Source organism: Xylophilus ampelinus, assembly GCF_003217575.1.
Taxonomy (GTDB): domain Bacteria; phylum Pseudomonadota; class Gammaproteobacteria; order Burkholderiales; family Burkholderiaceae_C; genus Xylophilus; species Xylophilus ampelinus.
In genome coordinates this window covers 19,116-31,671 of the sequence record NZ_QJTC01000002.1, presented here as the reverse complement: position 1 = coordinate 31,671, position 12,556 = coordinate 19,116, and the positions used below count along the sequence as shown (strand labels likewise).

General features: G+C 67.7%; 13 protein-coding genes. 8 read left to right on the top strand and 5 right to left on the bottom strand.

From position 1 onward, the window contains the following. Nucleotides 1–121: 121 nt before the first annotated feature. The 4 genes from DFQ15_RS01560 to DFQ15_RS01545 all read right to left on the bottom strand — a co-directional run bounded on the left by DFQ15_RS01560 (nucleotide 122) and on the right by DFQ15_RS01545 (nucleotide 5,070). Nucleotides 122–1,912: a nitrite/sulfite reductase gene (locus DFQ15_RS01560; RefSeq protein WP_110464289.1), complete on the bottom strand. Its 1,791-nt coding sequence runs from the start codon at nucleotides 1,910–1,912 to the stop codon at nucleotides 122–124. Between the two features lie 20 nt (nucleotides 1,913–1,932). Beyond that, a complete protein-coding gene (locus DFQ15_RS01555; protein ID WP_110464288.1) occupies nucleotides 1,933–2,721 on the bottom strand; it encodes a sulfite exporter TauE/SafE family protein in 789 nt (262 codons plus the stop codon). 71 nt (nucleotides 2,722–2,792) lie between these two features. Then, nucleotides 2,793–4,715 carry an FAD-dependent 5-carboxymethylaminomethyl-2-thiouridine(34) oxidoreductase MnmC gene (mnmC, locus tag DFQ15_RS01550; RefSeq protein WP_110464287.1) on the bottom strand — a complete coding sequence of 641 codons (1,923 nt, stop codon included), beginning with the start codon at nucleotides 4,713–4,715 and terminating at the stop codon, nucleotides 2,793–2,795. Between the two features lie 79 nt (nucleotides 4,716–4,794). Next, nucleotides 4,795–5,070, bottom strand: coding sequence for an oxidative damage protection protein (locus DFQ15_RS01545; protein ID WP_110464286.1), 276 nt, complete (start codon nucleotides 5,068–5,070; stop codon nucleotides 4,795–4,797). A 130-nt stretch (nucleotides 5,071–5,200) separates the two neighbouring features. Here DFQ15_RS01545 and DFQ15_RS01540 point away from each other — a divergent pair, with 130 nt between their 5' ends. From DFQ15_RS01540 to DFQ15_RS01510, 8 genes are all read left to right on the top strand, one after another. After that, complete coding sequence (locus DFQ15_RS01540; protein ID WP_110464285.1) at nucleotides 5,201–6,220, top strand: sulfate ABC transporter substrate-binding protein; 1,020 nt, start codon at nucleotides 5,201–5,203, stop codon at nucleotides 6,218–6,220. Nucleotides 6,221–6,319: 99 nt separating this feature from the next. Then, complete coding sequence (ssuE, locus tag DFQ15_RS01535) at nucleotides 6,320–6,904, top strand: NADPH-dependent FMN reductase (RefSeq protein WP_110464284.1); 585 nt, start codon at nucleotides 6,320–6,322, stop codon at nucleotides 6,902–6,904. 114 nt (nucleotides 6,905–7,018) lie between these two features. Continuing rightward, entirely contained in the window at nucleotides 7,019–8,002 is a 984-nt protein-coding gene (locus tag DFQ15_RS01530) for a sulfonate ABC transporter substrate-binding protein (RefSeq protein ID WP_199399793.1), read from the top strand. A gap of 35 nt (nucleotides 8,003–8,037) precedes the next feature. Then, nucleotides 8,038–8,250: a hypothetical protein gene (locus tag DFQ15_RS16910; protein ID WP_146228617.1), complete on the top strand. Its 213-nt coding sequence runs from the start codon at nucleotides 8,038–8,040 to the stop codon at nucleotides 8,248–8,250. A gap of 41 nt (nucleotides 8,251–8,291) precedes the next feature. Then, entirely contained in the window at nucleotides 8,292–9,545 is a 1,254-nt protein-coding gene (locus DFQ15_RS01525; protein WP_110464283.1) for an FMNH2-dependent alkanesulfonate monooxygenase, read from the top strand. A 30-nt stretch (nucleotides 9,546–9,575) separates the two neighbouring features. Continuing rightward, on the top strand, nucleotides 9,576–10,406 hold the full coding sequence (gene ssuC / locus DFQ15_RS01520; protein ID WP_110464282.1) for an aliphatic sulfonate ABC transporter permease SsuC: 831 nt from the start codon (nucleotides 9,576–9,578) through the stop codon (nucleotides 10,404–10,406). 172 nt (nucleotides 10,407–10,578) lie between these two features. Then, entirely contained in the window at nucleotides 10,579–11,427 is an 849-nt protein-coding gene (locus tag DFQ15_RS01515) for an ATP-binding cassette domain-containing protein (protein ID WP_110464516.1), read from the top strand. Nucleotides 11,428–11,540: 113 nt separating this feature from the next. After that, nucleotides 11,541–11,756, top strand: coding sequence for a TOBE domain-containing protein (locus DFQ15_RS01510; protein WP_110464281.1), 216 nt, complete (start codon nucleotides 11,541–11,543; stop codon nucleotides 11,754–11,756). A 203-nt stretch (nucleotides 11,757–11,959) separates the two neighbouring features. Here DFQ15_RS01510 and DFQ15_RS16905 read toward each other — a convergent pair whose 3' ends face one another. After that, nucleotides 11,960–12,337: a hypothetical protein gene (locus DFQ15_RS16905; RefSeq protein ID WP_146228616.1), complete on the bottom strand. Its 378-nt coding sequence runs from the start codon at nucleotides 12,335–12,337 to the stop codon at nucleotides 11,960–11,962. Nucleotides 12,338–12,556 lie beyond the last annotated feature (219 nt).

The following is a 12,556-nucleotide window of genomic DNA, read 5'->3' as shown; positions in this document are numbered from 1 at the left end:
CCGTCGAGCGCCGCCTCCAGCGGATCGGCGTCGTTGGGCAGCTGCAGCAGGGTCGCGTCGTTCTCGGGAACGGAATGGGCGTGGGAATCGATGATCTTCATGTCGTGCTTTCCGGTCCGCCTCAGGCGGCTTCCTCCACCTTGAAACGGGCGCCGTTGGCCGCCGCCTTGAAGGGCTCGGCGCCGACGCGGCGCAGCGTGTCGATGAAGGTTTCGTGGCGGCCGTCGACCGACTGGCGGTGATCGCGGTAGGTGGTCAGCACCGCCTCGATCACCTCGGGCACTTCGGCCGCGGTGAAGGACGGGCCGACCGCCTTGCCGGCCTGGGACGCGCCCGAGAGAGCCGATCCGTCGGAGCCGCCGAGGGTGACCTGATACCACTCCTTGCCGTCCTTGTCGACGCCCAGGATGCCGATGTGGCCGCTATGGTGGTGGCCGCAGCTGTTGATGCAGCCGCTGATGTGCAGGTCGATCTCGCCCAGGTCGTCGAGCTCGTCGAGGTCCTGGTAGCGCTCGGTGATCGCCTCGGCGATCGGGATCGAGCGGGCGTTGGCCAGCGCGCAGAAATCGCCGCCGGGGCAGGCGATCATGTCGGTCAGCAGGTGGACATTGGCGCTGGCGAAGCCGGCGGCGGTGGCCTCTTTCCACAGGGCGTGCAGGTCTTCGGCGCGCACCCAGGGCAGCAGCAGGTTCTGGTCGTGGGTGACGCGGGTTTCGCCGGCGCTGTAGCGGTCGGCCAGGCCGGCCGCGATGTCGAGCTGGTCGGCCGACGCGTCGCCCGGCGCCTGCAGACGGCGCTTGAACGACAGGGTCACCGCGCGCAGGGCCGGGTTCTGGTGCGGCGCCACGTTGCGCTGCAGCCATCGGGCGAACATCGGCTCGGCCGCCGCGGCGGTGCGCAGGGCGGTATCGACGTCCTCGGCGGTGGTGCCGGTACCGGCAGCCAGTGCGGGCGGCACGAAGGAGGCGGCCACCCTGTCGTACTCGGCCTGGGTGATGGTGTGCGGCGCACCGTCGTGCTCGACGATCTGCGCGTACTCGGCTTCCACGTCGTCGATGTAGGCCTGGCCTTCGGCCTTCACCAGGATCTTGATGCGGGCCTTGTAGATGTTGTCGCGGCGGCCGTAGCGGTTGTAGACCCGCACAACCGCTTCCAGGTAATTCATGATCTGGTCCCAGGGCAGGAACTCGCGCAGCACGGTGCCCACGATCGGGGTGCGGCCCATGCCGCCGCCCACCTGAACCCGGAAGCCCAGCGCGCCGGCCTCGTTCTTCAGCAGGCGCAGACCCACGTCGTGCCAGCCGGTGGCGGCGCGGTCCTCGGTGGCGCCGGTGATCGCGATCTTGAACTTGCGCGGCAGGAAGGCGAACTCGGGGTGCAGGGTGCTCCACTGCCGCATGATCTCGGCGAAGGGACGCGGGTCGGCGATCTCGTCGGCGGCCACGCCGGCGCGCTCGTCGCTGGTGATGTTGCGGATGCAGTTGCCGCTGGTCTGGATGCCGTGCATGTCGACCGAGGCCAGCAGGTCCATCACGTCGGCGCTCTTGGCCAGCGGGATCCAGTTGTACTGCACGTTCTGGCGGGTGGTGAAGTGCGCGTAGTGCGTCGGCAGGTGCTGGGTGCCGAGGGCGCGCTGGGTGTCCATCGCCGTCTTGTAGACGGCCGCCTCGGGCTCGTCGTACTCGCGAGCGATCTTCGCCAGCACCCGCAGTTGCCGGCTGGAGAGCTCGCCGTAGGGCACCGCCACCCGCAGCATCGGCGCGTAGCGCTGCACATACCAGCCGTTCTGCAGGCGCAGCGGTCTGAACTCGTCCTCGCTCAGCTTGCCGGCCTGCCAGCGCTCGAGCTGGTCGCGGAACTGGGCGGCGCGCTGGTGCACGAACTGGCGGTCGAATTCTGTGTACTGGTACATCGTGGAAATCTCGGGAATATTTATAGGGTGATCAACTTGGCTCCGGCATAGGCCAGCAGCACCGACAACAGCGAGCGGATCAGCCGCTCGGGCGCCCGGCGCACCAGGAGCGTGCCCAGCCAGATGCCGGGCAGCGAGCCGGCGAGCAGCTTGAGCAGAAGCGGCCAGTCTACCGAGCCGATGGAGGCATGTCCCAGCCCCGCCACCAAGGTCAGAGGTACGGCATGGGCAATGTCGGCTGCGACGATGCGGCGCAGCGGCAGCATCGGGTAGAGCAGCATCAGCACCAGCACGCCGATCGCGCCGGCCCCGACCGAGCTGAGCGTGACCAGCGTGCCGATGGCCGCGCCGAACAGCACCGTGAGCACCGGATGCCGGCTGCGCGCGGCCTCTGCCGCATCGCCCGGGGAGGCCTGCGGCGCCTGGGTGCCCCGCACCGTTTTGTAGAACGTGGCCGCCGCGGTCAGCAGCAGGGCGGCGCCCAGCGTGAGCGTCATGATGCGCTGCACCGCCGGCTGCGCGGGTCCCATCCGGCCCAGCACGTAGAGCGTTGCGAGCGCGGCCGGCACGCTGCCGGCCGCCATGCGCAGCACCAACGGCCAGTCGATCTGGCGCGCCCGGGCCAGCGCGACCGAGCCGCCGATCTTGGTGAAAGCCGCGAAGAGCAGGTCGGTGCCGATCGCCAAATGCGGCTTCACGCCGAAGAAGAAGATCAGCAGCGGGGTCATCAGCGAGCCGCCGCCCACGCCGGTGAGCCCTACGACCAGGCCCACGGCGAAGCCGGCGAATACGAACGCGAGATCGTGCATAGGGGCGAAACTGTAAAAGCGCTGCTTATGAATTCAAACGATTTTCTAGCCTGCGCTTTATGCGGATTAGTTTATTCCGCTTGCTGGGCGCGGCTTTCCGAGGCTTTTTGAGCGGTTTCCGGATAAGACGAGACCGGGTCCTCCCGGCTGGTGCGGGCAGTGTCGAGCCCCTGCGCTTCCCGCGCCGTCAGCGGCAAGGGCTCGCCGTGCCAGCGGGCCGCCAGCAGTTCGGCGCACAGCGCGGCGAAGGTCAGTCCCCGGGAGCCCAGGGCGCTGCAGACCCACACGCCCGGCAGATGCGGCGCACCCAGCGGCCCGACCAGCGGTCTGCGGTCGGCCGAGGCGCAGCGGATGCCGACCCAGTCGTGCACCGTGCCGTCGGCATGGGCCGGCGCCACCGCGGCCGCTGCCGCGGGGTGCAGTGAAGCCAACCGCAACCGGTTGGCTTCGCGGTCTTCGGCGCGCGTCTCGTCTGCATCGGTCCGCTCGAAGGTGGCGCCGTTCACCCACAGCGTGCTGCCTGCGCCATCGGGCACCCGTGCGATCAGCTGGCCGTCGCCGTTGATCGCCTGGCGCGGAAGGCCCTGTGCGGCGGCGGGTACCGTGCCCCAGGCCAGTTGTCCGCGGACCGGCTGCAGCGGCAGGTCATCCGCCAGCGCCGCGCCGCTCGCCCCGCCGGCCAGCACTACCCGGTCGGCCGTCGCCAGCCGGGTGCCGTCGGCCGCCAGCAGGTGCCAGGTATCGCCCTCGGCGATCAGCCGGTCGACACGGCTGCGACCGACGAAGCGCACGCCGGGTGTCTGCAGCCAGGCGGCGATCAACCGTGCCGGCCGGACCCAGCCGGCGCGGCGGTGCAGCAGGGCCGGGGTGTCGCGCGGCAGGCCGGCGGCGGTGCAGTCGGCCGCCGAGGCGTGCCAGGTTTCGTTGGGCCCCTCGGCCGTCCATGCCGCGGGCAGGCGGCCGGCGTCGGGCGGATGGCGCTCAAGCACTCCGTTGTCTTGCCAGTCTTCGCCCAGGACGAGCCGGTCTTCCAGTTGCTGCCAGGTCGCCCGCACGCCGGCACGGGTCAGGCGCGAGAGCAGCGCGTCGTCGGGCGAGGCATGCGGCGCCAGCACGCCGGCCGGCGCACCGGAGGCACCGGCCGCGGGTGCATCGGCCCCGTCCAGGACCGTGACCCGCCAGCCGCGCAGCGCCAGCGCGGCCGCGACCGCCGCGCCGGCCAGGCCGGCCCCGACCACCGCGCAGTGGCCGGGCGCGGTGACCTTTTCCCCCACCGGCAGCGGCGCGCGGCGCGGCTCCCAGCGCGGGTCGAACAGCGCCAGCAGGCAGTCGCGCTTGGGCGGCAGGCCCGGGGCCAGGGTGATGGTGAAGCCCTGCTCGGCCAGTGCGTCGCGGACCGCGCGGGCGATGGTCCAGGTGGCCAGACGGGTGCCGCGCCGGGCGAAGCGGGCCACGGCCTGCAGGGTGGTGGGCGACCACATCTCCGGATTGCGCCGCGGCCCGAAACCGTCGAGGAAGATGCTGTCGGCATCGAAGCGCTGCAGTCCGCGCAGCATCGGCTGCACGTCGCCGACGCAGAGGGTCAGCATCACCCGGCCGCCGTCGAAGGCCAGTCGGTGCACTCCCGGCAGCAGTCCGTGCCAGCGCGCGGCCAGCAGGTCGGCCAGCGGTACCAGCGACGGCTCCTGCGCCACCGCGCGCCGCAGGTCGGCCGGCGCCACCGGCCAGGCTTCGACCGAGACGAAGTGCAGCAAGCCGGGCCGGGCCGGGTCGTCGCGCCAGGCGGCCCAGGCGGTGAGGAAGTTGAGCCCCAGGCCGAAGCCCGTCTCCAGGATGCGCCACCGCGGCTGTCCGGCCCAGGCTGCCGGCAGGCCACAGCCGCCCAGGAACACGTGTCGGGCCTGCGCGGTGGGGCCGGCCTCGGAGTGGTAGATATCGTCGAAGCGCGGGCTGCGGGGCAGGCCGGAGTCGCTCCAGACCACGGTGTCGGTCATGCGGGGAGGGTGCGATGAGGAAGCGGGCCGCCAAAAGAAAACCGCCCGAAGGCGGCTCGGCTGGCGGCGGCCGGGGCGATCAGGCGGCCGATGGCGGCACGTAGCCCTGCACCGCGTCGGCGCCGTCGCCGAAGAAGTGCTTCTCCATCTGACGCTTGAGGTACTCGCGGGCGCGCTGGTCGGCCAGGTTCAGGCGGTTCTCGTTGACCAGCATCGTCTGCTGCTTCATCCAGTCCGCCCAAGCCTGCTTGCTGACGCTCTCCCAAAGCCGCTTGCCCATTTCGCCGGGGTAGGGCGGGAAATCCAGACCTTCGGCTTCGATGCCGAGCTTGATGCAGTGGACCATGCGTGCCATGTCGCGGCTGTCTAAGTAGGTTTTATGAATAAGAAACCTTGAACCTGATCGTTCAAGTTTGTTCGGCCTGCTTTCAGAATCCGTCCTGTCGACTCCCGCATCCCCGCAAGAACGAAGCCGAAAGAACCTCATGCCGATTCGCCGCGACTTTATCAAGATTCCCCTGGCCGCTCTGGTGGCCGGCGTATTCTCCCTGCCGGCGCTGGCCCAAAGCGTGAACCTGCTCAACGTATCGTACGACCCGACGCGGGAGCTGTACGTGGACTACAACAAGGCCTTCGCCAAGCACTGGAAGGAAAAGAGCGGCCAGGACGTGTCGGTCAGGCAGTCGCACGGCGGCTCCGGCAAGCAGGCCCGCTCGGTGATCGACGGCATCGACGCCGATGTGGTGACGCTGGCCCTCGGCGGCGACATCGACGCCATCGTCAAGAACGGCGGCGCTATCAAGCCGGACTGGCAGAAGCGCCTGCCGCACAACTCGGCACCCTACACCTCCACCATCGTGCTGCTTGTCAAGAAGGGCAACCCCAAGGGCATCAAGGACTGGGACGACCTGGTCAAGCCCGGCGTGCAGGTGATCACGCCCAACCCCAAGACCTCTGGCGGCGCCCGCTGGAACTACCTGGCCGCCTGGGAATTCGCCAAGCGCAAGTACGGCGGCGACGCGCAGGCCAAGGAGTTCGTCGGCAAGCTGTTCAAGAACGTGCCGGTGCTCGACACCGGTGCCCGCGGCTCGACGATCACCTTCGTCCAGCGCGGCGTGGGCGACGTGCTGCTGGCCTGGGAGAACGAGGCCTTCCTGGCGCAAAAGGAGTTCGGCACCGACAAGTTCGAGATCGTGGTGCCGTCGATCTCGATCCTGGCCGAGCCTTCGGTCGCCGTCGTCGACAAGAACGTCGACAAGAAGGGCACCCGCGCTGCGGCGGAGGAATACCTCAAGTACCTCTACTCCGACGAAGGCCAGGAGATCGCCGGCCGCAATTACTACCGCCCGACCGGCGACAAGGCCAAGGCCAAGTACGAGTCGCAGTTCCCCAAGCTGACGCTGGTGACGATCGACCAGGCCTTCGGCGGCTGGGGCAAGGCCGACAAGGACCACTTCGCCGACGGTGCCTCGTTCGACCAGATCTACACCAACGCGCAAAAGTAGCATCTGCTACTGAATTGATAGCTGGTGGTCGACGTTCGGCGCCGACTACAGCTATCTTTTGCTTGAATTTTTCCGTACCGCACCGTGAGCAATGCTTCCATGACCGTTCTTCTGATTGCCGGCAGCCCGACCGCGCCTTCGCGTTCGCAGGCACTGCTCGACACCGTGGGCCAGCGGCTGCTGCTGCGCGGCCTGCGCTCGGAGCAGCTGCAGGTGCGCGAACTGGATGCGCTGGCGCTGGTGCAGGCCGATTTCGGGCATCCGGCCGTCGTCCGTGCGGCGGCCCAGGTGGCGGCGGCCGATGCGGTGGTGATCGCCACGCCGGTCTACAAGGCGGCCTACAGCGGCGTGCTGAAGGCCTTCCTCGATCTGCTGCCGCAGACCGGGCTCAAGGGCAAGACGGTGCTGCCGCTGGCCACCGGCGGCAGCCCGCACCACATGCTGGCGCTCGACTATGCGCTGCGGCCGGTGCTGCAGTCCCTCGGCGCGCGGCAGATCCTGCCGGGCGTCTACGCCACCGAATCGCAGGTGGTTCGCCTGCCCGAAGGCCCCTACCAGGTCCATGCCGACCTGGCCCTGCGGCTGGTCGAAGCGGTCGATCTGCTGGTCACCGAATTGCTGCCGCGCGGTGTGGCGCCGGGCTTCGACCCGGTGCCGTTCTCGCAGGTGCGATGTAGCGTCTGACCGCCCCGGCGGGCGCGCATGCCGCCCCCACCGCCGTGCCTCTCGATTGTGAAAATTCCCGCAGTGCGCGTTGCCGCGCGGGAGCCCGCTCGTCCGTTCATCCAAAGGTTCACCATGCCGTCCCATCCCCGTTCGCCGATCGCGCAAAACGCCGTCTCCCGCCGCACCCTGGTGCAGGGTGCCCTGGTCGCCGGCCTGGCGCTGCCATCGCTGCCCGTCTGGGCCCAGGCGCCTGCGCGCACCCTGCGGGTCGGCAACCAGAAGGGGATCCTCAGCATCCTCAAAGGCCGCGGCACTTTCGAGAAGCGCTTGGCGCCGCTGGGCGTGTCCGTCAAATGGACCGAGTTCAACGCCGGCCCGGTGCAGCTGGAAGCGCTCAATGTCGGATCGATCGATTTCGGCGACGTGGGCGAGGCGCCGCCGATCTTCGCGCAAGCCGCCGGTGCGCCGCTGGCCTATGTGGCCTCCACGCCGCACCGGCCGGCGGTCGAGGCGGTGATCGTGCCCAAAGGCTCGGCCATCAAGACCGTCGCCGACCTCAAGGGCAAGAAGATCGCCCTTAACAAGGGCAGCAACGTCCATTACTTCATCGTCAAGCTGTTCGAAAAGCACGGCTTGGCCTACAGCGACCTGTCGCTGGTCTACCTGCCGCCGGCCGATGCCCGCGCGGCCTTCGAGCGCGGCGCGGTCGACGCCTGGGTGATCTGGGATCCGTTCCTGGCCGCCGCGGAGAAAGCGCTCGACGCCCGCGTGGTGGCCGATGCCCAGGGCGTGGTGGGCAACCGCGCCTACTACTTCTCTTCGCTCGACTACGCGGCCAAGAACCGCGACGTGATCACGGTCCTGATCGAGGAGATCGACCGCCTGGACCGGTGGGCCGGTGCCAATCGCGATGCATACGCCACCGAACTGGCCGGCGTGCTCGGCCTGTCCAAGCCGGTGCTGGATCTGGCCGTGGGCCGCAACACCTACGGCACGGTGCCGATCAACAAGGCGATCCTGGCCGAGCAGCAGCAGATCGCCGACAAGTTCTTCGAGCTGAAGCTGATCCCCAAGAAGATCGATGTGTTCGAGGCCGCGGCGGCCGGCGCCGTCTGAGCCCGCAGCGCGTCGCCATGTTTTCGGGAGAAGCCATGTCCTCTCTTTCGACCCCTTCCGTTCGCGCCCATGCCGCACAGATCGTGACCCTGACCTCCGCTGCTTGGCGGGTGGCGCCCGCGTCGCCTCGGGCGCGGGCCCGCCGTGCGCCATACGGTTACGTGCCGGTGCGGGTGCTGCGCCGGCTGCAGAAGACGGCCGCCGCGGCGTTCCCCGCCCACCGCGCCGTGCTGGCCCATTCCTGGTAGCCCGGCACCCCCACGACACCCCCCTAGACGAGGCCCCCACCATGCAAATCTTCTGGTTCCTTCCCACGCACGGCGACAGCCGCTACCTCGGCACCGCCGAAGGCGCCCGCACCGTCGATCTTCCCTACCTGCAGCAGGTCTCCGGCGCGGCCGACCGCCTGGGCTACGACGGGGTGCTGATCCCCACCGGCCGCTCCTGCGAAGACCCGTGGGTGATCGCCTCCAGCCTGATCGGCAGCACCCAGAACCTGAAATTTTTGGTCGCGGTGCGCCCCGGCCTGCACCAGCCGGCGCTGGCCGCCCGCATGGCCGCCACCTTCGACCGCCTCTCCGGTGGCCGGCTGCTGGTCAACCTGGTGACCGGCGGCGACAACGGCGAGCTGGAAGGCGACGGCGTGTTTCTGGACCATGCGCTGCGCTACGAGCAGTCGGCCGAGTTCATCCGCATCTGGCGCGAGATCCTGACCCGCAGCCACGACGGCGGCAGCGTCGACTTCGACGGCAAGCACCTGAGCGTCAAGGGTGCCAAGCTGGTCTATCCGCCGATCCAGCAACCCTATCCGCCGATCTGGTTCGGCGGCTCGTCCGAGGCGGGCCACGAGTTGGCGGCCGAGCAGGTGGATGCCTACCTCACCTGGGGCGAGCCGCCCGCCGAGGTGGCCAAGAAGATCGCCGACGTGCGCGCCCGCGCGGCCAAGCTCGGCCGCACCGTCCAATTCGGCATCCGGCTGCACGTCATCGTGCGGGAGACCGACGACGAGGCCTGGCAGGCCGCCGAGTCGCTGATCAGCCGGGTCGACGACGCGACGGTGGAGCGCGCCCAGGCCGCCTTCGCCCGCATGGACTCCGTAGGCCAGCGCCGCATGGCCGCGCTGCACGCCGGCGCACGGAACAAGGCCCCCACGCTCGGCACTGGCGTGTCCTCGCTGCCCCCCGAGGGGGCGGAGACCGCTCGGGGCGGCCCATCGACGTTCTCGCGCGGCCGCGCCGACCTGGAGATCAGCCCCAACCTGTGGGCCGGCGTGGGCCTGGTGCGCGGCGGTGCCGGCACCGCGCTGGTGGGCGACGGCGCCAGCGTAGCCGCCCGCATCGAGGAATACGCGGCGCTGGGCATCGACAGCTTCATCTTCTCGGGCTATCCGCACCTGGAAGAGGCCTACCGTTTTGCCGAGCTGGTGTTCCCGCGGCTCTCCCGCGCAGCCCGGCAGAAGCTGCCGGGCCAGGCGCTTACCGGGCCGTTCGGCGAAGTGGTCGCCAACCTCGACGCGCCTTCGCGCCTGGTCTCCCAAAGCTAACCCGCGCCACTGCCGCACCGAGGACATCCCATGACCGACCATGTACAGACCCGGCCGCTGCCGGCCGCCGCGCCCGCTTTCGGCGGACTGCTGGCTTTCGCATCGGGCGTGGGCAAGCGCCTGATCCCGTGGCTGGTGCCGGTGGCGCTGATCGCGCTGTGGCAGGTGGCCTCGTCGCTGGGCTGGCTGTCGACCCGGGTGCTGCCGGCACCCGTGGACGTGGTCAAGGCGGCCTGGCTGCTGACCGCGTCGGGCGAGCTGTGGACCCATGTGAAGGTGAGCGCCGGCCGGGCGCTGGCCGGGCTGGCGGTGGGCGGCGGGCTGGGCCTTGCACTGGGGCTGCTGACCGGATCGGTGAAGTTCTTCGAGACGCTGCTCGACTCCACCATCCAGATGGTGCGCAACATTCCGGCGCTGGCGCTGATCCCGCTGGTGATCCTGTGGTTCGGCATCGACGAGACGGCCAAGCTGTTCCTGATCGCCGTGTCGGTTTTCTTCCCGATCTACCTCAACACCTTCCACGGCATCCGCAACGTCGATCCGCAGCTGATCGAGATGGGCCGCACGTACGGGCTGACCCGCTGGCAGCTCTACAAGGAGGTGATCCTTCCGGGCGCCATGTCCTCGATCCTGGTCGGGCTGCGCTTCTCGCTGGGGCTGATGTGGGTGATCCTGATCGTGGCCGAGACGATCTCGGCGCAGTCCGGCATCGGCTACCTGACGATGAACGCGCGCGAGTTTCTGCAGACCGACATCGTGCTGGTGGGCATCCTGCTGTACGCGCTGCTGGGCAAGGCGGCCGACCTGTTCGCCCGCGGCCTGGAGCGGTGGTGGCTGCGCTGGCATCCGGGGTATCGGTAGCTCGCCCCCAGGCTTTTCACTTCGTGTAACGCCTACCCCCTACCGGGGGCAACACCGGTGGACCGGCGGAGCCGGATCCACGGTGTTTCTGGGATCGAGGGTGAGCTATGGGCTACGACCGGTTTTGTTTCCTCCGCTGGGCGTCGACTGCCCGGCATTCGAAGGTTTCACCATGAGCGTCACATTGGAAGATCGGCCCGTCGCCGCTGCTGCGGCTCAGAACTCTGCACGCCCCGGCGGCGTGCGCCTGCAAGCCCGCCAGCTCACCAAGCGCTATGGCGCCCGGGAGGTGCTGCGCGGTGCGCGGCTCGATGTGGCGCCAGGCGAATTCGTCGCCATCGTCGGCCGCAGCGGCTGCGGCAAGAGCACGCTGCTGCGGCTGGTGGCGGGGCTGGAGCGGGCGTCGGAGGGCACGCTCTCGACCGACGGCCGTCCGATCGACGGGCTGCACGGCGACACCCGGATCATGTTCCAGGAGGCGCGACTGCTGCCCTGGAAGCGGGTGCTCGACAACGTGACCCTGGGCCTGTCGAAAGAGCACCATGCCCGCGCCTCCGAGGTGCTGGCCCAGGTCGGCCTGGCCGAGCGCGAGGGCGAATGGCCGGCGCGCCTGTCGGGCGGGCAGCGCCAGCGGGTGGCCCTGGCACGCGCCCTGGTACACCAGCCGCGGCTGCTGCTGCTCGACGAGCCGCTGGGTGCGCTCGACGCGCTCACCCGCATCGAGATGCACCGCCTGATCGAGAGCCTGTGGCGGCAGCACCGCTTCACCGCGCTGCTGGTGACCCACGACGTGCAGGAGGCGGTGGCCCTGGCCGACCGGGTGATCCTGATCGAGGACGGCCGCATCGCGCTTGACGAGCGCATCGACCTGGCCCGGCCCCGTTCGCAGGGCGACCCGGCCTTCGCCGCGCTGGAGAAACGCATCCTCGACCGGGTGCTGCAGAAGCCGGCCGACGACACGCCGCCGCCGACGGCGGACTGGTCGGCCCGGCCCGCCAATGCGCTGCGCTGGGCGATCTGACGGTTTCCTTATTCAGAATTCATAAGAAAAGTGCCTGCAGCCGGCGTAAATAGCCGACCTCTAGCTATCGATTTAATAGCGCCATCCGTTTTTCAACCCCCGGGAGTATTTCCATGTCCATCCAAGCCATCAACGTCCGCAACCAGTTCAAGGGCAAGGTCCGCGAGATCGTGCGCGGCGACGTCGTCTCCGAAGTCGATGTCGAAACGCCGTTCGGCACCGTCACTTCGGTCATCACCACCCGGTCGGTCGACGAGCTGCAGCTGAAGGTCGGGTCCGACGTGGTGGCGCTGGTGAAGTCGACCGAGGTGTCGATCGCGAAGTTGTGAGCTTGGGTGGGCGGGTTCGGACCTAAAGCGCAACCCGACAGGGGAAGAGTTCCTGGGCGTTGCGCGTCTCTTTTACTGTGCGGTGACTGACCTCAATGCGTGGGTGGCAGATGTTCCACGTCAGGGTTCGAATCCGCTCCTTTTGAAGGTGAAGGGAAAATATGCGAATCGCTTCAATTAAACATCAAAAACTCTTCCAAGATTTATTGCACTCGTTCAGCAATAAAGTTGTCAACTTCATTTGAGAGATTTAATTCTTTTTTGAGCGCAATATACGCTTCTTTTGTTACTAGAAATTCCGATTCAGTCATGGTTTTAACTGTGGGCGTGCTTTTCGAATTGGCGAGAATTACAACATACCCTGTCGGTTTATTTTTTATTGGAAACGCCAAGACAGTTAATTTGGTACCTAGTGCGTTATTAAATGCCATATAGGTCTTGTCGTGCTGAGTATTTCTTAATTCATACTCATAGTGCTGCAGAACTGAATATTCCGATTTATTGACTAGATCGTTGTTCGGTGCCACCTTGTCGCACCCACCCATAAAAAGCAGTGCGATTATTAAAACTATTTTAAACATTGCAACTACCGCTTATTAAAAGAAGATAACCCGCTGGTAACACCAGATCCTCTTGAAATGGATATGGTTGACGTTGCATTACGAGCTGCGATACCACCAATGTACGAAGGGAATGGACTGGTGTAAGGAGCCAAAATGGAATTTATCCCACCCGCCTCAAGCGCATTCTGAGTTCGAGTGGCGCATGTGTCATTCGCAGCTCCCCAAGGGTCTTTGCGC

Coding starts and splice junctions, on each gene's coding strand:
- ssuC (WP_110464282.1), top strand. CDS start 9,576: ATGACCGACCATGTACAGACCCGGCCGCTGCCGGCCGCCGCGCCCGCT.
- ssuE (WP_110464284.1), top strand. CDS start 6,320: ATGACCGTTCTTCTGATTGCCGGCAGCCCGACCGCGCCTTCGCGTTCG.
- DFQ15_RS16910 (WP_146228617.1), top strand. CDS start 8,038: ATGTCCTCTCTTTCGACCCCTTCCGTTCGCGCCCATGCCGCACAGATC.
- mnmC (WP_110464287.1), bottom strand. CDS start 4,715: ATGACCGACACCGTGGTCTGGAGCGACTCCGGCCTGCCCCGCAGCCCG.
- DFQ15_RS01540 (WP_110464285.1), top strand. CDS start 5,201: ATGCCGATTCGCCGCGACTTTATCAAGATTCCCCTGGCCGCTCTGGTG.
- DFQ15_RS01555 (WP_110464288.1), bottom strand. CDS start 2,721: ATGCACGATCTCGCGTTCGTATTCGCCGGCTTCGCCGTGGGCCTGGTC.
- DFQ15_RS01525 (WP_110464283.1), top strand. CDS start 8,292: ATGCAAATCTTCTGGTTCCTTCCCACGCACGGCGACAGCCGCTACCTC.
- DFQ15_RS01545 (WP_110464286.1), bottom strand. CDS start 5,070: ATGGCACGCATGGTCCACTGCATCAAGCTCGGCATCGAAGCCGAAGGT.
- DFQ15_RS01560 (WP_110464289.1), bottom strand. CDS start 1,912: ATGTACCAGTACACAGAATTCGACCGCCAGTTCGTGCACCAGCGCGCC.
- DFQ15_RS01510 (WP_110464281.1), top strand. CDS start 11,541: ATGTCCATCCAAGCCATCAACGTCCGCAACCAGTTCAAGGGCAAGGTC.
- DFQ15_RS01515 (WP_110464516.1), top strand. CDS start 10,579: ATGAGCGTCACATTGGAAGATCGGCCCGTCGCCGCTGCTGCGGCTCAG.
- DFQ15_RS01530 (WP_199399793.1), top strand. CDS start 7,019: ATGCCGTCCCATCCCCGTTCGCCGATCGCGCAAAACGCCGTCTCCCGC.
- DFQ15_RS16905 (WP_146228616.1), bottom strand. CDS start 12,337: ATGTTTAAAATAGTTTTAATAATCGCACTGCTTTTTATGGGTGGGTGC.